This window comes from Salinicola acroporae, from assembly GCF_003206615.1.
GTDB classification, from domain to species: Bacteria; Pseudomonadota; Gammaproteobacteria; order Pseudomonadales; family Halomonadaceae; genus Salinicola; species Salinicola acroporae.
Genome location: NZ_PZJW01000002.1, coordinates 16,524 through 33,318, shown reverse-complemented (window position 1 = coordinate 33,318; position 16,795 = coordinate 16,524). Strand labels below are relative to the sequence as shown.

Genomic DNA, 16,795 nt, shown 5'->3' with positions numbered 1-16,795 from the left:
AGAACGCTTGTATGAGAAGGGCAGTGGGTGGCGCTTCGGCCCGAGCGAGGCATTCCCGTGTCTATGACGACTGGGCGTCCTCATCGGCATGCGCGAGCGCGTTGTCCATCAGTTGAACGACATGCTGGTCGGCCAGGCTGTAGTAGAGGTGCCGAGCATCGCGGCGCCGCTTGACCAGTTGAGCGTTCAGCAGTGTCTGCAACCGGGCGGAAACCGTCGAGAGCTTGGCATCTTCGCCAACCAGCTCGCCGACACACCGCTCGCCATCCTTCAAGCGGTAGAGCAGATCCAGCCGAGCGGGATCGCCCAGTGCCTTGAACAGCGCCGCACTGCGCGTCAGTTGGTCGGCGGAGGGCAGCGTGGGGGAAGTGGGCGATGCATGCTCATGGTTGCAGGACGTCATGTGAAATTCCAATATTCGATGTAACGTCGTTACGTTAATCGATGGCGGCCTCCTTGGCAAGAAGGCTCTCCGCCGTTCGTGGGCTGAAGAGCATTCCATTTAGGTGCCTTGCACAAGGGCTTTCGAGGGAGTGGTGTAGCCCCATTGTGAGCCCGCGCCTGCGCGGCCTACACTGCCAGCATCACTCCCTGTGCAGGTTCGCCGTCATGCTCGATGCGCCGACGCCGCCTTCGGTGACCCGCCCGGCGGGCGCCTCTTCGCCCGCCGCGGTGCTGCCTACCGCCTGTAGCCATGAGCCGGACCCGGCGCGCGCCGCGCGTGAACTGGCGCAGGCGTTGGCGGAACCGCTGGCAGGGGCGCACCTGGGCGCGGTGCTGTTCTTCTGCAGCGCCGAGTATCCGTTGGCGGCCCTCGGCGAGGCGCTGACAGCCGCTTTCGAGGGCGTGCCGGTCAGCGGCTGCACCACCGCCGGGGAGATCACGCCGAACGGTTACGCCCGCGGCGGCATCGTGGCGATCGGTTTCCCCCGCGCGCATTTTGCCGTGTCGACCGTACTGATCGACGACCTGGCGCACTTCGATCTGATCCGCGCTCAGCGCCTCACCGATACCCTGCTCAATGAGTGCCGCCATCAGGCGCTGGCGCCAATCGCCGGGCACAGCTTCGCGCTGACCCTGCTCGATGGTTTGTCGAGCAGTGAAGAGCAGGTGCTGGCCACACTGGATGCGGCGCTGGGCAGCATCCCCAGCTTCGGCGGTTCGGCCGGCGACGACAATCGCCTGGCGCATACCCACGTCTTCCACCAGGGGCGCTTCCATGATCAGGCGGCGGTGGTGGTGATGGTCAATACGCCGCTGCCGTTCGAGGTGTTCAGCACCCACCATCTGCGGCCGCGTGGCGAGAAGCTGGTGGTCACCGCCGCCGACCGCCAGCGGCGCACCGTGTTCGAACTCAACGCCGCGCCCGCCGCCGAGGAGTATGCGCGGCTGGTGGGGCGCCCGGTCGAGGCGCTCGACGAGACCGACTTCGCCCGCCATCCGCTGGCGGTGCGTATCGGCGAGGCGCACTACGTGCGCTCGATCCAGCGCGTCAACCCCGATGGCAGCCTGACCTTCTACTGCGCGGTGGAGAACGGCATCGTGCTTACCGCGATGACTCCGGCGCCGATTCTCGACGATCTCGAGACAGTGTTCGCCGGGCTGGAAGCGCGCCTGGGGCCGCCGGCACTGGTGATCGGCTGCGACTGCTTCCTGCGTCGCCTGGAGATCGAGGCGCTGGAGAGGGTCGCGGCGGCGGAAGACGTGTTGCGGCGCCATCGTACGGTCGGCTTCAACACCTATGGAGAGCAGCACCATGGGATGCACATCAACCAGACCTTCACCGGGGTGGCTATTGGACGCCCCGAGTGCCGAGACGGCGGAACCGGCGAGCGAGCGTGAGCGCGCGCTGGCCGAGGAGAACGCCCGCCTGCGGCGGACCTGCGCGGCACTGATCGAGCGCGTGGAATCTAGCGGGGTCGCCGGTGGCGCGCCCTACGCCGCCTTCGAGCACGCCGTGCTGCTGGCCGAGCAGGTGCGCGAGCGTACCGAGGCGCTGCACCGCACCCTCGACGAGCTGGGCCAGGTCAACGATCAGCTGCGTGACGAGATCGCCACCCGCGTGGCCGCCGAAGCGCGCCTGCGTGAAGCCAAGCGCGAGGCCGAGGCGGCCAATCTGTCGAAGACCCGCTTTCTGGCCGCGGTCAGCCACGATCTGTTGCAGCCGCTGAACGCCGCGCGGCTGTTCACCAGCGCGCTCGACGAGCACGAGGTGCCGGCGGCGTCCAAGCCGCTGGTCGGCCAGATCGGGCGCTCGCTCAAGGATGTCGAGGCGCTGCTGGGCACGCTGGTGGATATCTCGCGGCTCGATGCCGGCGTGCTCAAGCCGGATATCGCCGCCTTCGGCGCCGACGAGCTGCTCGATACCCTGGCCGAGGAGTACCGCCAGGTGGCGCAATCCCAGGGGCTGACCTTGCACTACGTACGCAGCACCGCGGTGGTCGACTCCGACCTGCAGCTGCTGGCGCGGGTGGTGCGCAACTTTCTCACCAACGCCATCCGCTACACCGCCACCGGGCATGTCCTGCTGGGCTGCCGGCGGCGCCACGACGGCCTGGAGATCGTGGTCGGCGACACCGGGCCGGGGATCGCCGATGATCAGCGCGAGGCGATCTTCCTCGAATTCCGGCGTGCGGCAGCGGGGCTCGACCGTGAGCAGCGCGGCCTGGGGCTGGGGCTGGCGATCGTCGATCGTATCGCCGCGATGCTGGGCCACCCGATCACTCTGCGTTCGCGGCCTGGGCAGGGCTCGGCCTTCTCGGTCCGCGTGCCCTACGCCTGCCGCGCGCCACGCCCCGCGACCCCGGCGGAGGTGATGCCGGGCAATGACCAGCTCGCCGGGGCGAAGGTGTGGATCGTCGATGACGACCCGGCGGTGCTCGAAGGCATGCGCGCGCTGCTCTCGGGGTGGGGCTGTCGCATCGCGGGTGGGCTATCGCTGGCCGCGCTGCGCGAGGCTGCCGTTGAGCTGCCCAGCCCCAACCTGCTGGTGGTCGATTACCACCTCGATGCAGCGGACGACGACGGCCTGGCGGTGCCCGAGCAGCTCCAGCGCGAACGGCCCGGCCTGCCGGTGCTGATGGTCACCGCCAATCATGATGCGGCGCTCAAGGCGCGGATTCGCGAGCGCGGCTACGCCTACCTGTTGAAGCCGGTCAAGCCGCTGCGCCTGAAGATGCTGTTGGTGTCGCTGGTCAGTCTCGCTTCTTAGCCGCGCCCCTTAGCGCGGCGGATACCGAGGATCGTCGAGATCCAGCGTCTGGGCGGTGAGAATCGCCTGCACCCGGCTGTTCACCCCCAGCTTGCGCAGGATCGCCGAGACATGGCTCTTGACCGTGGTCTCGGCGATCGCCAGGTCGCGGGCGATGGCCTTGTTGGACTCCCCCCGGCTGAGACACGCCAGCACCTGCAACTGCTTGGCGGTGAGCTGGGAGATGCCATCGCTGAGGGCGTCGCCGTGGGTCGCCGTGTGTGTGGGCGAGGTCGTATATGCCGATGTGGAGGTCGTGGATGCGGCCGAAGAGGCCAAGGCGCCCGTGGCGGCGTGGCGGGCGGTGGGGCGGCGCAGGATATCCGCCGGCAGGTAGACCTGGCCGGCGAGAATCTGGCGCAGTGCCGCCAGCAGATCGTCGCGCGGGGTCGACTTGGGCAGATAGCCCACCGCGCCCAGCCCCAGCGCTTCGAGCACGATATCGCGGCTCTGCTCGGCGGAGAGGATCGCCACCGGCAGCCACGGCAGCGTCTCGCGCAGCCGGCGCAGGCCTGCCAGGCCCTTGCTGTCGGGCAGTGCCAGATCGAGCAACAGCAGATCGAGCTCCTCCTGCGCCTCGGCCTGGGCGATCGCCTGGGCCAGGCTCGCGGCTTCCAGCACGCGGCTGTCGGGGAGGGCGGCGGCGATCGCACCGACCATGGCCTCACGGAACATCGGGTGATCGTCGGCAACCAGCAAGGTGTACATGGCGTCGGCTCCGGGGTGGCGTCTCCTCCCAAGGGAGGAGACGATTTCCTGCTTGAGGAGTATGTCGCAGCCTGGCGTCGTGACCAAGAATCGATCTGTGTCACGCATAACGATAACGTCAGGAGCACAGCCATGATTTACGCCAATCCCGGAAGCGACGGCGCCCTCGTCAGCTTCGACAAGCGTTACGGTAACTACATCGGCGGTGAGTTCGTCGCGCCGGTGAAGGGCCAGTACTTCGAGAATATCAGCCCCGTCACCGGCGAGGTGTTCTGCGAGATCCCGCGCTCCACCGTGGAGGATGTCGAGAAGGCGCTGGACGCCGCCCACGCCGCCGCCCCGGACTGGGGCAAGACCTCGGTCGCCGAGCGCAGCAACCTGCTGCTCAAGATCGCCGACCGTATCGAGCAGAATCTGGAAATGCTCGCCGTCGCCGAGACCTGGGACAACGGCAAGGCGGTGCGCGAGACGCTCAACGCCGACCTGCCGCTGGCGGTGGATCACTTCCGCTACTTCGCCGGCTGCATCCGCGCCCAAGAAGGCACCGCGGCCGATATCGACGCCAACACCGTGGCCTATCACTTCCACGAGCCGCTGGGTGTGGTGGGGCAGATCATCCCCTGGAACTTCCCCATCCTGATGGCGGTGTGGAAGCTCGCCCCGGCGCTGGCGGCGGGTAACTGCGTGGTGCTCAAGCCCGCCGAGCAGACTCCGGCCTCGATCCTCAAGGTGATGGAGCTGATCGGCGACCTGCTGCCGCCCGGCGTGGTCAATATCGTCAACGGCTACGGCGAAGAGGTCGGCCAGGCGCTGGCCACCAGCAAGCGGATCGCCAAGATCGCCTTCACCGGCTCGACCCCGGTCGGCTCGCACATCCTCAAGTGCGCCGCCGAGAACATCATCCCCTCCACCGTGGAACTCGGTGGCAAGTCGCCCAACGTCTACTTCGCCGACATCATGAACGCCGAGCCGGAGTTCATCGACAAGGCGGTCGAAGGGCTGGTGCTGGCCTTCCTCAACCAGGGTGAGGTGTGCACCTGCCCGTCACGCGCGCTGATCCAGGAGTCGATGTACGACGCCTTCATGGCCAAGGTGATCGAGCGCACCAAGGCGATCAAGCGCGGCAACCCGCTGGACACCGACGTCCAGGTGGGCGCCCAGGCCAGCCAGGAGCAGTACGACAAGATCCTCTCCTACATGGACGTGGCCCGCGAAGAGGGCGCCGAGTTCCTCACCGGCGGTGGCAAGGAGAGCCTGGAGGGCGCCTTCGGCCGGGGTTACTACATCCAGCCGACCCTGCTCAAGGGCAACAACAAGATGCGCGTCTTCCAGGAGGAGATCTTCGGCCCGGTGGTCGGCGTGACCACCTTCAAGGACGAAGCCGAGGCGCTGGCGATCGCCAACGACACCGAATTCGGTCTCGGTGCCGGGGTGTGGACCCGTGACATGAACGTCGCCTTCCGCATGGGCCGGGGCATTCAGGCCGGGCGCGTATGGACCAACTGCTACCACCAGTATCCGGCGCATGCCGCCTTCGGTGGCTACAAGAAGTCCGGCATCGGCCGCGAGACCCACAAGATGGCGCTGGAGCATTACCAGCAGACCAAGAATCTGTTGGTGAGCTACGACATCAATCCGATGGGCTTCTTCTAGAACCTGTCTGATAAGGACTGCGCTCGGCAATACCGCGTTAAAAATCGGCGTCAAGATGCTCATTTACACCCCGTAAACTCCGCTCTTTCGCCGATTTTTGCCTCGTCTTGCCTTCGCTCGTCGACTTCTCAGACAGCTTCTAGTAACCGTCTGACAAAGACGGGCGCCCCGCGGGGCCGGCTGCCTGGCCGGCCCCGTTCTTCAATAAGAAAACCTCTCCAACAAGAAAACCCAAGGAGCCTGTCATGGATTCCACGATGCAAGCCGCCGTGGTGCGTGCCTTCGGCGAACCTCTGGTCATCGAAGAAGCGCCGGTGCCGCGCCCGGGCCCCGGTGAACTGCTGGTCAAGATCGCCGCTTCCGGCGTTTGCCATACCGACCTGCACGCCGCCCACGGTGATTGGCCGGTGAAGCCCGAACCGCCGTTCATCCCCGGCCATGAAGGTGTCGGCCACGTGGTGGCGGTGGGCGCGGGTGTCACGCACGTCAAGGAGGGTGACCGGGTCGGCATCCCCTGGCTCTATTCCGCCTGCGGCCACTGCGAGCACTGCCTCGGCGGCTGGGAGACATTGTGCGAGTCCCAGCAGAATACCGGCTACTCGGTCAACGGCGGCTTCGCCGGCTATACGCTGGCCCAGGCCGATTACGTGGGTCGCATTCCCGATAACGTCGATTTCCTGGAGATCGCTCCGGTGCTGTGTGCCGGCGTGACGGTCTACAAGGGGTTGAAGATGACCGATACCCGCCCGGGGCAGTGGGTGGCGATCTCGGGCATCGGCGGCCTCGGCCACATGGCGGTGCAGTACGCCAAGGCGATGGGCCTCAACGTCGCCGCGGTGGATATCGACGACACCAAGCTGGCGCTGGCCGAGCGCCTCGGCGCCACGGTCACCGTCAACGCCAAGCAGCATGATCCCGCCGCCTATCTCAAGCAGGCGATCGGCGGTGCCCACGGGGCGCTGGTCACGGCGGTCTCGCCCAAGGCCTTCGAGCAGGCGCTGGGCATGGTCCGCCGGGGTGGTACGGTGGCGCTCAACGGCCTGCCGCCGGGGGACTTTCCGCTGTCGATCTTCGACATGGTGCTCAACGGCACCACGGTGCGCGGTTCGATCGTCGGCACCCGGCTCGACCTGCAGGAGGCGCTGGACTTCGCCGGCGAGGGCAAGGTGAAGGCCACGGTGCATGCCGACAAGCTGGAGAACATCAACGCCGTCTTCGATCGCATGATCGCCGGGAAGATCGAAGGGCGGGTGGTGCTCGATATGGCGAGTTGAGTGCGTCAGCGAACTGCCGCTCGGGGCGTGCCAAGGCACGCCCTTTTTTGTGGGTGCTGATCCGGATATCCGCTGGCTTGACAGGCGCCAAGGCGCTTTATCGTCGCAAGCCCGCGCTCTTCATGAGTGTGATTCATCTTGAGCTGAATTCTTATCGCTTTTCATGCATCCAGCCGCTCTGGCATAAATAGCGCATCGCTTCGACGGCAGCCGCCCAGGTGCCTGTCGCGGAGACGCCAGACACGGTAATGGCATTGACGGACGCAGGCCCTCTCAGGGCGCCAGCGGCTCTCTTGACCAATAGCTCGACCAACATCTCGACCAATAGGGTGCTTTCGCGATGAGTCACGACTTCACATTCGATATCAAGAGCGTTCGGTTCGACGAGCATTACCGTCCGGCCGAGAACACGCGCACCACCACCAACTTCGCCAACCTGGCGCGTGGGGAGCGTCGCGAGGAGAACCTGCGCAATGCCCTGACGATGATCGACAACCGCTTCAATGCCCTGGCGCATTGGGACAACCCCAGGGCGGATCGCTACGCCGTCGAGCTCGACATCATCACCGGTGAGCTGAGCGTGGGGGCCGAGGACGAGGACGACACCTTCCCGGCGATCGAGATGTTGAAGACGACGATCATCGACAAGCACACCGGCAAGCGCATTCCGGGCATGGTGGGGAACAACTTCTCCTCCTACGTGCGCGACTACGACTTCAGCGTGTGGCTGTCGGAGCACAACCGCGATCGCGCCGAATTCGGCATCCCCGAGGGCTTTGGCGATCTGCACGGCAAGCTGTTCAAGCGCTTCGTCGACTCCGACGCCTACCGGGCCTCCTTCGGCAAGGCGCCGGTGATCTGCCTCAGCGTCTCCAGCAGCAAGGTCTATCGCCAGACCGACAATCGCCACCCGGTGCTGGGCGTGGAGTATGAAAACGACGACTCCTCGCTGACGGATTTCTACTTCGGCAAGATGGGCCTGCAGGTGCGCTACTTCATGCCGCCGCATGCCGTCGCGCCGCTGGCGTTCTACTTCTCAGGCGATCTGCTGGCCGACTACAGCGATCTCGAACTGATCAGCGCCATCAGCACCATGGAGACGTTCCAGAAGATCTACCGCCCCGAGATCTACAACGCCAACTCGGTCGCGGGCAAGGTCTACCAGCCGAGCCTGGAGCATCAGGACTACTCGCTGACGCGCATCGTCTACGATCGTGAAGAGCGCAGCCAACTCGCCGTCGAGCAGGGCAAGTTCACCGAGCGGCACTTCATCAAGCCCTATCGCCAGGTGCTCGAGCAGTGGTCGGCCAGCTACTCTTTTTGACCGACTCGTGCCAATGGATCGACCCGCGCCAATGGGTCGATCCATTTCAGCGACGTTTTTTGATCAGCCCGTTACAACCATATTCTTTGCTCAACCCGTTATGAAGGTCATTTTTGCATGAAGACTCTGTTGCCCACATCGACCGCCGGTAGCCTGCCCAAGCCCGCCTGGCTGGCCAAGCCCGAGACGCTCTGGTCGCCGTGGAAACTGCAGGACGAGGAGCTGGCCGAGGGCAAGCGGGACGCACTGCGGGTCTCCCTGCACGACCAGCAGCGGGCCGGAATCGATATCGTCAGTGACGGCGAGCAGACTCGCCAGCACTTCGTCACCACCTTTATCGAGCACTTGAGCGGGGTCGATTTCGAGCAGCGCGAGATCGTCAAGATCCGCGACCGCTACGACGCCAGCGTGCCTTCGGTGGTCGGCCCCGTGGCGCGGGAGAAGCCGGTCTTCGTCGAGGATGCCAAGTTCCTGCGCCAGCAGACCGACCAGCCGATCAAGTGGGCGCTGCCCGGGCCCATGACCATGGTCGATACGCTCTATGATGGCCACTACAAGAGCCGCGAAAAGCTGGCCTGGGAGTTCGCCAAGATTCTCAACCAGGAAGCCCGCGACCTGGCAGCCGCCGGCGTGGATATCATTCAGTTCGATGAGCCCGCCTTCAACGTCTTCTTCGACGAGGTGAACGACTGGGGCATCGCCGCGCTGGAGAAAGCCATCGAAGGGGTCGAGTGCGAGACCGGCGTGCATATCTGCTACGGCTACGGCATCAAGGCCAACACCGACTGGAAGAAGACCCTGGGGTCGGAGTGGCGCCAGTACGAAGAGATCTTCCCCAAGCTGCAGGCGTCGAACATCGATATCGTCTCGCTGGAGTGCCAGAACTCCCACGTGCCGATGGAGCTGATCGAGCTGATCCGGGGCAAGAAGGTAATGGTCGGGGCTATCGACGTGGCCACCAACACCATCGAGACACCGGAAGAGGTCGCCGCGACCCTGCGCAAGGCGCTGCAGTTCGTCGATGCCGACAAGCTCTACCCCTGCACCAACTGCGGCATGACGCCCTTGTCTCGCCAGGTCGCGCAGGGCAAGCTGAAGGCTTTGAGCGCTGGTGCGGCGATCGTGCGCCAGGAACTCGCCCGCTAGCTTCGGCCGCTACAGCGAGTTCGACGTCGGTGAGCCATTAACGGCTCACCGACGCGTCTTGGTTCGCTGGAGGGTGTAAGAAAAGGCGCCGGCGCTCGGCCACCTCTGGAAATGCCGCCCCATGACCACGGTCGCGATCTTCGTCGACACCCAGAACGTCTACTACACCACCCGCGACGCCTACGCCAAGCAGTTCGACTATCGCCGCTTCTGGGCGCGGGCGACGGCGGGCCGCGAGGTGCTGACCGCGCGCTGCTACGCCACCGACCGCGGCGATCCCAAGCAGCGCGGCTTTCAGAACACCCTGCGCAGCATCGGCTTCGAAGTGAAGCTGAAGCCGTTCATTCAGCGCGCGGATGGTTCCGCCAAGGGCGACTGGGACGTGGGCATCACCCTCGATGCCATCGAGTATGCAGCCCGGGCGGACGTGGTGGTGCTGGTCTCCGGCGATGGCGACTTCGACCTGCTGGCGCGCAAGATCCGCGAGGTCCACGGCAAGCGGGTCGAGGTCTACGGCGTGCCCAAGCTCACCGCGCACTCGCTCATCAACGCCGCGAGCCAGTTCATCCCCATCGAGGGCGATCTGCTGCTGGGGTGATACGACCACGCGATACTCGGTCTATGAATCGTCTTTGTTAAGGAAATCCCTTCTGCGGTCGATACTTGGTTTGCCGAGACAAATACCAAGAAAAGATTCAAGAAGGGAACATAGATGTATCAAAAAGCGATGTTAGGCGCGCTTATCACCACGACGCTGCTGGCTTCAGGATGTGCTTCTGTGCCCATGGGTTCCAGCGATGAAGATCTTGCACTCAAGCAGTTCCCCGCACCCCCGAAGGGTGAAGCTGGCCTCTACGTCTACCGCGACAGCTTCATGGGCAAGGCACTAAAGAAGTCTATCTCTCTGGATGGCCAACTTCTTGGTGAGACGGCCAATGGCGTCTATTTTTATGAATTGATAGAACCGGGCGAGCACAGCCTGTCAACTGAATCCGAATTCAGTGACAATACGCTCGTCTTTACCGCGAGCGCCGGCGAGAATTACTTCGTTGAGCAGTATATCAAGATGGGCGTGTTCGTTGGCGGGGCAGGTCTCGAAATGAAGAGTAAAGACGAGGGCATGAAGGCTTTGCGGGGGTGCTGCCATTTGGCCGCACCGCAGTAGAGCGTATTCGCTATTCGCCAGGGGAGCCCTGAAAACCAGGGCCTCTCCCTATAAAATGAGTTCATGCCAACGCGTTGCTATTGTCCCAGTTCGTCGAGGTTTTTAGTCCAGAAATTGTGGTTGCATAGCACGATAGTGACATGGCGCTTGTTATCAATTTGGTGTTTGTCAGCGATCGTGCGGCACTTCTCGTTGGAGTTTGACTCTATTGGCGGGATATGGTTTTTCTTTGTATGGGTGTGGCAAGAGGCTCGCTCTCATCAACGACTCGACTTCATCGGCCCCCGGTCGTCCTACTTCGCCTCTGGTTATCATCGAAGGGTTCGTGCTCCCCGTTCTTTACTCGGCGCGCTGCCATTACTCGACGCGCCGCCATTCGATCTGGATCTGGGTCCCCTCGGGCCGCCGAAATCTCTCGGACATGCGGTCACCATCAACAGTAAGCGTCAGATCGTCAAGAGTCCGCACGCTGCCGACCCAGTTCGGGAATGTCGAACCCAAGACACGGTTTCCGCTAAATTCTCCATTGCTGTCGACAGTATAGGTGCCGAAGAATCCGATACTGCGTGACATCGCCATACGGTTCTCTTTATCCGTCCCCTCACCGCGAGCATTGGACGCAAAACGAGGCGTGTCGGCGTCGGTAAGTACCTCCACGAAGTGCATATCGGGCGTAAAGACGAGGAGACTGTTGGGTTTTTCTCCATAGGCGGGAATATTCTTGCCGCCAGGGTCGATCGTCGCCGACACCATTTTCCATGTGCCCAGTACCTGATTTTCAGCGCTGGTCTGTGCGAAGGCGAATGAGGACAAGGTGCCGAGGGCGAGCGCCAGCATGACGGGACGAATAGACATGTTTTTTCCTCTGTTCCTGGTGTCTGGGTTGCTGCGACTTCACGGAGCCTGGCGGTCGGCGGAATGGGCGACCTCCCGCTGCGCCTCGAGGGCCGATAGGCGCGCGGCGAGTGCCTGCGAGATCGACGCGTAGGCGGTGCTGCCCAGCGCCAACCGCAAGGGTGGCGTCGCGGTCTCGGCCGCGGAAATGATGGCGTCCACGGTGCGCGCCGCGTCACCCTTGATCTCGAAGCTTCCGTCGCTGATGGCACGACGGACAGCGTCGGCAGGCGTCTGGTCGTAGGCAGCCCTGGGGGTCGCATAAACGAGATTGGCGCCGAAATTGGTAGCGGTCGGCCCCGGCTCGGCGATGATGAAGTCGATACCGAAGGGAGCCATTTCCTGGGCCACGGATTCGACGAAGCCTTCGATACCCCATTTGGTGGCGTGATAGAGACTGAAGCCCGGATAGGCGATCTGCCCCCCTTCGGAAGAGACCTGCACGATCCTGCCACCGCCCTGTTCGCGAAGGTGGGGTAGGGCGGCGCGGATCAGTTGGATGGACCCGGTGAGATTGGTGGCGATCAGGCGCTCGATCTCATCTTCCGTAAGCTCTTCCGCTGCACCGAACAGGCCGTAGCCGGCATTGCTCACCACCACGTCTATCCGGCCGTGTCGCTGAAACGCGCCTTCGACGGCCGATGCCGTACTTTCCGGCTCGAGCAGATCGAGCGGGACCACATCCAGGCGTTCAGGGTACTCCCGCTCGAGTTCCGTCAGCGCCCCTTGGCGCCTTGTCGTTGCGACCACCGTATCTCCTTGGGCCAGCAGTTGCCGTGTCATCTCGAGGCCGAGCCCCGAGGAAGCGCCGGTGATAAACCACGTTTTCTTCATGCGATTACCCCTCTGCAAGTCTGCGAATGTAGGTCTGCGAATGTAAATCACGGGGATTGGTGTTATAAGATCTTCAATATGGGATGAGGTGGTGAGGAATAATCACGAATGGTGCGTCCCAGCCTGAATGACCTGGCCGCCTTCACGGCAGTGGCCAGTCACCTCAGCTTTCGCAGGGCGGCCGACGTCATGGGGGTCTCGCGCTCCGCGCTCAGCCACACGATCATCGGACTCGAGGGCAAACTGGGCGTCCGGCTTTTCAACCGGACGACACGCAGCGTGTCACTGACCCAGGCTGGCGCCCGGATGCTTGATCGGCTCCACCCGGTTCTTCAGGATCTCGATCAGGCGCTCGATACTCTCTCCGAGGAGCGCGGCACGCCGACCGGCACGCTGCGGATCAATGCCAACAAGAGCGGTGCCCGTATCCTCCTGAGAGACGTCGTGCCTCCGTTCCTGGATCGTTATCCCGACGTCGAGCTCGACCTGGTGTCGGAAGGACGTCTCGTCGATGTCGTGGAACAGGGGTTCGATGCCGGCGTACGCCTGATGGAGACGATTCCGCAGGACATGGTCGCGGTGCCGTTCGGGGGTGACGTGCGCTTCATCGCCGTGGCGGCGCCGTCCTATCTGGAACACAGATCGAGGCCGAGCACGCCCGACGATCTGCACGTGCATTGCTGTATCCGCCAACGCCTGCCCAGTGGAAAGCGCTATCGCTGGGAGTTCTCCAGACGGGGCGCCGAGCTGGCGGTGGACGTTCCTGGCAATCTCACTCTCGATGACAACGATCTTCTGGTACAGGCGGCCGTGGACGGGCGTGGCATCGCCTACGTTCCCGAGCACTTCGCCCTGGCGTACCTGGGATCGGGCCAACTCGTGACCGTCCTCGATGACTGGTGCCCGCCGACGCCGGGTCTCGCGCTCTATTATCCGGCCAACCGTCATGTGCCGGCGTCATTGCGCGCGTTCATCGATATCCTGAAACAAGCGAAGCGGACGCGGTAAGGTGGCCGCAGGGAAGGCGCTGCACGAAAGCGGTTCGAACTGGGCTTCTGCCCGAGTGTCCGAACCGTCTACCAGGCCCGGCAAGAGCGGTTGCTGTGATCACCAAGCGAGGCGTGCAGGAGGGATCGGCCTCCTGCACCCATGGTCGGGCGTGAAACGCGGGGCAACGACCCGATCAAGGATCCACTCGATCCAGGATCTCATAATAGGCCGAGAGGTCGAGCCACTCTATGCCGGATACCACCTTTCCGTCCTCCATCGACATGATGTACATGTAGCCATTAGCGTAGGGTTTACCATCCTTTGCGGTAGTGGCGCTGTCGATCTGGGCGAACACCTTGTCCCCGTCCGCCCAGACGCCACGCACGGTGATCCTCAGTGGCTCGGTGAAGCGGGAGAAAAGCGCCGCCTCAGCGTTGGTGAAAAGATCCTCCAAGCCGTTGTAAGTGCGGGCGACGGGCCCGTGTCCGGCGATCGTCCACTCGACATCCGTGGCGAAAATCGCCTCGAAGAATTTCGTGAAGTCACTTGTCGCAGCCGCAAGAGCGTCCTGGACGACTGCCAAGTTCGCTTTCTCCTGCTCTGAATATGGCACAATTCTCTCCTTGGATTGGACCGGCGTCCGGGGAGGGCGCGCCGGAATGTTTTGAACTGATCGTTCCAATATTAATATGGAACGATCGTTCCGTATTGTCAATGCCATGGAGGTAGCTGGAGCATCATGCCTTTGAATACGACGCCGCCCGAGCGTGGACGCCCTAAAGCGCCGGGCCGGCCCAGGGAGTTTGATCACAGCGCGGCGCTCACGGCGGCGATGCAGGTGTTCTGGAAGTATGGATACGCCGGTGCGAGCATCGGCACGCTCATTGCCGAGATGGGCATCAGTCGAGCGACGCTCTACGCTTCCTTCGGAGACAAGCAGCAACTGTTCAAGCAGGTGCTGGATCTCTATGAGCGCGAAAAGACGGCATATATGCTCGATGCTCTCGAACAGCCAACCAGTCGACGCGTGGCCGAGCACCTCTTGCGAGGGACGGTCGATCTTCAGACCAATACCGCCACCCCCAAAGGAAGCATGGGCGTTGTGCACTCGATCAGCTATGCGCCGGGCGACGAGAGCATCCGTGAATATGTGGCCGAGAGAGGGCGGTTCTGGCGCAGCAAACTTCTCGAGCGGTTCGAACGAGCTGACCAGGAGGGTGATTTTCCCGAAACCTGCAATCCTCACGGTTTGGCTATGCTGCTAAAGGCGGCAACCGATGGCCTGCTCGTGGCTGCAAGCTCAGGCGCCAGCGAGCATGAGCTGAACGAGACGGTATCGACCTTTCTGGAAATCTGGCCCGGCCGCTAGCCACAAACCCCGTCTCCCGGTTTTTCCGGCATCCGTCAGGCTGTCGATGTCATGTTCAGATTCCTCCTTCCCCCACGGCGGCAGCGTGGGCGAAGGGATCTCCCGATACCATCGGTCCCTGCTGGGTCGGGGCAGTGGCGACGTTGGGCGGCCTGGTATCGGACGAACGGGGACCGCCCCGGTTTCAGCCCAATGCCTTGTGCATGAGATAGAGATCGCAATCCGGATACTGGACGATGCCGGCGTGCTGCCAGCCGTACCGGGCGTAGAGCGTCTGGCTGTCCTTGGTGGTCAGATAGATTGTGTCTTCGCCCAGGCGCCGTGCCGCCTGTTCCACGCTCTCGATCAGCAGACCGGCGACGCCCTTGCCGCAAACTCGCTGAACTACCCATTCATCATCGGTTGATCGTGCCGGCACCACGGCGAACGGCGACAGCACCCTTGCCCGCCCGATCACACCGGCAGGCTGCCGCGCAGGGGTGGCGTCTCATCGGTGCACCCAGTCCAGATGCTCGAAGGCGCCGCGGGCATGATCCTCGCTGAACATCTCGTGGTCTCGCCGCACGCGGTCGGCGGCCTCGACAGCGAACTCCACCATGTCCTCGGTGAACAGTGCCGGTGGGCCGATGGCGTCGACGATGGCGGGTTCGATGTCGTAGTCGAGTCTGCCGGATTCGTCGGAGAGAGCATGCACGCGGGCCAGGACGCCACCACAGATGTGAGCGTAGTCCTTCCATTCGCTCTTGGAGAGATCGTCGAGATCGATATCGTCACGGAACGGGGCGCGTTCGCGGGAGAGATAACTCAGGCCATCGAACTCGACGTGACCGTAGAAGATATCACCGCGCACCAGATGCACGGCCTGGGCATGGCTGACGCGCTCGGCGAGGGAATCCAGCTCGTAGGGGGAGGGCGGCACCAGGCCGGACAGGGCGGAGCGCCGAGCCTGCTTGAGTTCGATGATTAGATCGTCCTTGCCCTCGCCGCCGGGGCCTTCGATCAGCACGTAGTAGCGGTTGAGCCCCAGCGAAGCGGTGCCCTGGCCGAGCCGGATCGCGACATCTTTCACGCGTACGCCGTCGCTATCGTGCGCTCGAGCGCGGGCCGGTATCTCGATGTCGTTGTCGGCGATCAGGCGATCCATGATCGCCTGGAACTCGTCACGGCGCGAGGAAATCGGCACCAGCTTTTTGGTCGGGCGGAATCCGCTGCGCGTCTCGTCGAGATAGTCGTCGGCCAGCCACTCGGCGCGATCTTCGTCGGCATCCTCGAACAGCTGGCGAATGAGCTTGGGTGCGTTGTCATGGCGCATTTCCTCGTCCTGCTCGGTGCCTTCCCGCGCCAGCCGCGCCATCTCCGCGATATAACCCTCCACGAATCGGCGCACGATCTTGAGGCGATGCTTGCGCTTGAGCTCTCCTTCGACCTCCGCGGCGATCATGAAGCCCACCGCGCCACGCTTGATGTCCCAGGTGAACGGCGCGTAATACGCTTCGTCGAAGTCGTTGACCGAGAAGATCGGCACGTTGTCGATATTGGGCATGACGCCGAAATTGCCCGGATGGACGTCTCCCAAGGCGAGCACGGTCGGCATCCAGGCGTCGTCGCCGGCCATGTCGCGGTAGAACAGCAGCGCGGTGCCGCGAAAGAACGAGAACAGCGAGTCGGAGAGCTTGTCGAACTTGATGCCTCCTTCCTCGGAGCCATTGGCGATCCGCATCCGGTGATCCTCGCGCAGTGTCTGGCGCAGGTGCCGTCGCCGCTCGTAGCCGGTCAGCGCGCGCGGTCGCAGGACGAATTCACCGTCGGCCACCGCTTCGGCCAGGCGCTTGAACGTCTTGAATCGCGTTGCAGCCTCCGGTGCGGGTTCCTTGGGCGGTTTCTGCTCGAGCGCCGCCGCCAGTTGCGCCTTGGTCATCGACGAGCGACCCTCGATGCCGCGTTGCTGGGCTTGTTCGTATAGCGCTTGGCGAGTGGGCTCCGAGGGTCGGGTCATGGGTGCTCCTGGTCGACGCGGACGGCAGTGGGTGAAGAGAGAGTCGATACGACCAGCATGAACGACTTCGAGCAATCGTGCATGGGGGGCGGCAGGATGGCAGGCGGGCGCCATCAGACCCGGCTCGCCAATGGTCTTCATCGGCAGCAGCCCATCCGTCTCGTCATACCCATAGCGCTGGCGCGCAGCTGA

General features: G+C 63.6%; 17 protein-coding genes. 10 read left to right on the top strand and 7 right to left on the bottom strand.

Going from position 1 to position 16,795, the window contains the following annotated elements:
* Positions 1 to 61 precede the first annotated feature (61 nt).
* Positions 62 to 403, bottom strand: coding sequence for an ArsR/SmtB family transcription factor (locus tag DOM54_RS20170; RefSeq protein ID WP_167406495.1), 342 nt, complete (start codon positions 401 to 403; stop codon positions 62 to 64).
* Between the two features lie 206 nt (positions 404 to 609).
* Between DOM54_RS20170 and nosP the strand changes: the two genes are divergently transcribed.
* Together nosP and DOM54_RS01365 are read left to right on the top strand one after the other, a co-directional pair.
* Positions 610 to 1,842 (top strand): nitric oxide-sensing protein NosP, encoded by a 1,233-nt coding sequence (gene nosP / locus DOM54_RS01370; RefSeq protein WP_110714647.1) that lies wholly within the window; start codon positions 610 to 612, stop codon positions 1,840 to 1,842.
* Positions 1,757 to 3,211: a hybrid sensor histidine kinase/response regulator gene (locus tag DOM54_RS01365; RefSeq protein ID WP_110714646.1), complete on the top strand. Its 1,455-nt coding sequence runs from the start codon at positions 1,757 to 1,759 to the stop codon at positions 3,209 to 3,211. The genes nosP and DOM54_RS01365 overlap by 86 nt, the downstream gene beginning before the upstream one ends.
* Positions 3,212 to 3,220: 9 nt before the next feature.
* Here the strand turns inward: DOM54_RS01365 and DOM54_RS01360 are convergent, their stop codons facing one another.
* Entirely contained in the window at positions 3,221 to 3,958 is a 738-nt protein-coding gene (locus DOM54_RS01360) for a response regulator (RefSeq protein WP_110714645.1), read from the bottom strand.
* A 132-nt stretch (positions 3,959 to 4,090) separates the two neighbouring features.
* Here DOM54_RS01360 and exaC point away from each other — a divergent pair, with 132 nt between their 5' ends.
* From exaC to DOM54_RS01330, 6 genes are all read left to right on the top strand, one after another.
* A complete protein-coding gene (gene exaC / locus DOM54_RS01355) occupies positions 4,091 to 5,611 on the top strand; it encodes an acetaldehyde dehydrogenase ExaC (protein ID WP_110714644.1) in 1,521 nt (506 codons plus the stop codon).
* A gap of 245 nt (positions 5,612 to 5,856) precedes the next feature.
* On the top strand, positions 5,857 to 6,885 hold the full coding sequence (adhP, locus tag DOM54_RS01350) for an alcohol dehydrogenase AdhP (RefSeq protein ID WP_110714643.1): 1,029 nt from the start codon (positions 5,857 to 5,859) through the stop codon (positions 6,883 to 6,885).
* Between the two features lie 340 nt (positions 6,886 to 7,225).
* The gene (locus DOM54_RS01345; RefSeq protein WP_110714642.1) at positions 7,226 to 8,209 is read left to right on the top strand and encodes a DUF1852 domain-containing protein; all 984 of its coding nucleotides are present in this window, start codon (positions 7,226 to 7,228) and stop codon (positions 8,207 to 8,209) included.
* 117 nt (positions 8,210 to 8,326) lie between these two features.
* Positions 8,327 to 9,355: a methionine synthase gene (locus tag DOM54_RS01340; protein ID WP_110714641.1), complete on the top strand. Its 1,029-nt coding sequence runs from the start codon at positions 8,327 to 8,329 to the stop codon at positions 9,353 to 9,355.
* Between the two features lie 121 nt (positions 9,356 to 9,476).
* Positions 9,477 to 9,953 carry an NYN domain-containing protein gene (locus tag DOM54_RS01335; protein WP_110714640.1) on the top strand — a complete coding sequence of 159 codons (477 nt, stop codon included), beginning with the start codon at positions 9,477 to 9,479 and terminating at the stop codon, positions 9,951 to 9,953.
* 114 nt (positions 9,954 to 10,067) lie between these two features.
* A complete protein-coding gene (locus DOM54_RS01330) occupies positions 10,068 to 10,520 on the top strand; it encodes a DUF2846 domain-containing protein (protein ID WP_110598784.1) in 453 nt (150 codons plus the stop codon).
* Positions 10,521 to 10,877: 357 nt separating this feature from the next.
* Here DOM54_RS01330 and DOM54_RS01325 read toward each other — a convergent pair whose 3' ends face one another.
* Positions 10,878 to 11,375 (bottom strand): lipocalin-like domain-containing protein, encoded by a 498-nt coding sequence (locus tag DOM54_RS01325; RefSeq protein ID WP_110714639.1) that lies wholly within the window; start codon positions 11,373 to 11,375, stop codon positions 10,878 to 10,880.
* 39 nt (positions 11,376 to 11,414) lie between these two features.
* On the bottom strand, positions 11,415 to 12,248 hold the full coding sequence (locus DOM54_RS01320; RefSeq protein WP_110714638.1) for an SDR family oxidoreductase: 834 nt from the start codon (positions 12,246 to 12,248) through the stop codon (positions 11,415 to 11,417).
* Between the two features lie 108 nt (positions 12,249 to 12,356).
* Between DOM54_RS01320 and DOM54_RS01315 the strand changes: the two genes are divergently transcribed.
* The gene (locus DOM54_RS01315; RefSeq protein WP_110714637.1) at positions 12,357 to 13,256 is read left to right on the top strand and encodes a LysR family transcriptional regulator; all 900 of its coding nucleotides are present in this window, start codon (positions 12,357 to 12,359) and stop codon (positions 13,254 to 13,256) included.
* Positions 13,257 to 13,431: 175 nt separating this feature from the next.
* Here the strand turns inward: DOM54_RS01315 and DOM54_RS01310 are convergent, their stop codons facing one another.
* Complete coding sequence (locus tag DOM54_RS01310; protein ID WP_162619739.1) at positions 13,432 to 13,821, bottom strand: nuclear transport factor 2 family protein; 390 nt, start codon at positions 13,819 to 13,821, stop codon at positions 13,432 to 13,434.
* Between the two features lie 156 nt (positions 13,822 to 13,977).
* Here DOM54_RS01310 and DOM54_RS01305 point away from each other — a divergent pair, with 156 nt between their 5' ends.
* Positions 13,978 to 14,607: a TetR/AcrR family transcriptional regulator gene (locus DOM54_RS01305; protein ID WP_110714635.1), complete on the top strand. Its 630-nt coding sequence runs from the start codon at positions 13,978 to 13,980 to the stop codon at positions 14,605 to 14,607.
* Between the two features lie 184 nt (positions 14,608 to 14,791).
* Here DOM54_RS01305 and DOM54_RS01300 read toward each other — a convergent pair whose 3' ends face one another.
* A complete protein-coding gene (locus tag DOM54_RS01300; RefSeq protein ID WP_162619738.1) occupies positions 14,792 to 15,046 on the bottom strand; it encodes a GNAT family N-acetyltransferase in 255 nt (84 codons plus the stop codon).
* Positions 15,047 to 15,094: 48 nt separating this feature from the next.
* The gene (locus tag DOM54_RS01295; RefSeq protein ID WP_110714633.1) at positions 15,095 to 16,603 is read right to left on the bottom strand and encodes a DUF2252 domain-containing protein; all 1,509 of its coding nucleotides are present in this window, start codon (positions 16,601 to 16,603) and stop codon (positions 15,095 to 15,097) included.
* Between the last annotated feature and the right edge of the window lie 192 nt (positions 16,604 to 16,795).

Excerpts from the sequence above, each read along its gene's own strand:
- nosP (WP_110714647.1), top strand. The coding sequence starts at position 610 with ATGCTCGATGCGCCGACGCCGCCTTCGGTGACCCGCCCGGCGGGCGCC.
- DOM54_RS20170 (WP_167406495.1), bottom strand. The coding sequence starts at position 403 with ATGACGTCCTGCAACCATGAGCATGCATCGCCCACTTCCCCCACGCTG.
- DOM54_RS01345 (WP_110714642.1), top strand. The coding sequence starts at position 7,226 with ATGAGTCACGACTTCACATTCGATATCAAGAGCGTTCGGTTCGACGAG.
- DOM54_RS01360 (WP_110714645.1), bottom strand. The coding sequence starts at position 3,958 with ATGTACACCTTGCTGGTTGCCGACGATCACCCGATGTTCCGTGAGGCC.
- exaC (WP_110714644.1), top strand. The coding sequence starts at position 4,091 with ATGATTTACGCCAATCCCGGAAGCGACGGCGCCCTCGTCAGCTTCGAC.
- DOM54_RS01365 (WP_110714646.1), top strand. The coding sequence starts at position 1,757 with ATGGGATGCACATCAACCAGACCTTCACCGGGGTGGCTATTGGACGCC.
- DOM54_RS01295 (WP_110714633.1), bottom strand. The coding sequence starts at position 16,603 with ATGACCCGACCCTCGGAGCCCACTCGCCAAGCGCTATACGAACAAGCC.
- DOM54_RS01335 (WP_110714640.1), top strand. The coding sequence starts at position 9,477 with ATGACCACGGTCGCGATCTTCGTCGACACCCAGAACGTCTACTACACC.
- DOM54_RS01305 (WP_110714635.1), top strand. The coding sequence starts at position 13,978 with ATGCCTTTGAATACGACGCCGCCCGAGCGTGGACGCCCTAAAGCGCCG.
- DOM54_RS01325 (WP_110714639.1), bottom strand. The coding sequence starts at position 11,375 with ATGTCTATTCGTCCCGTCATGCTGGCGCTCGCCCTCGGCACCTTGTCC.
- DOM54_RS01340 (WP_110714641.1), top strand. The coding sequence starts at position 8,327 with ATGAAGACTCTGTTGCCCACATCGACCGCCGGTAGCCTGCCCAAGCCC.
- DOM54_RS01330 (WP_110598784.1), top strand. The coding sequence starts at position 10,068 with ATGTATCAAAAAGCGATGTTAGGCGCGCTTATCACCACGACGCTGCTG.
- DOM54_RS01320 (WP_110714638.1), bottom strand. The coding sequence starts at position 12,248 with ATGAAGAAAACGTGGTTTATCACCGGCGCTTCCTCGGGGCTCGGCCTC.
- adhP (WP_110714643.1), top strand. The coding sequence starts at position 5,857 with ATGGATTCCACGATGCAAGCCGCCGTGGTGCGTGCCTTCGGCGAACCT.
- DOM54_RS01315 (WP_110714637.1), top strand. The coding sequence starts at position 12,357 with ATGGTGCGTCCCAGCCTGAATGACCTGGCCGCCTTCACGGCAGTGGCC.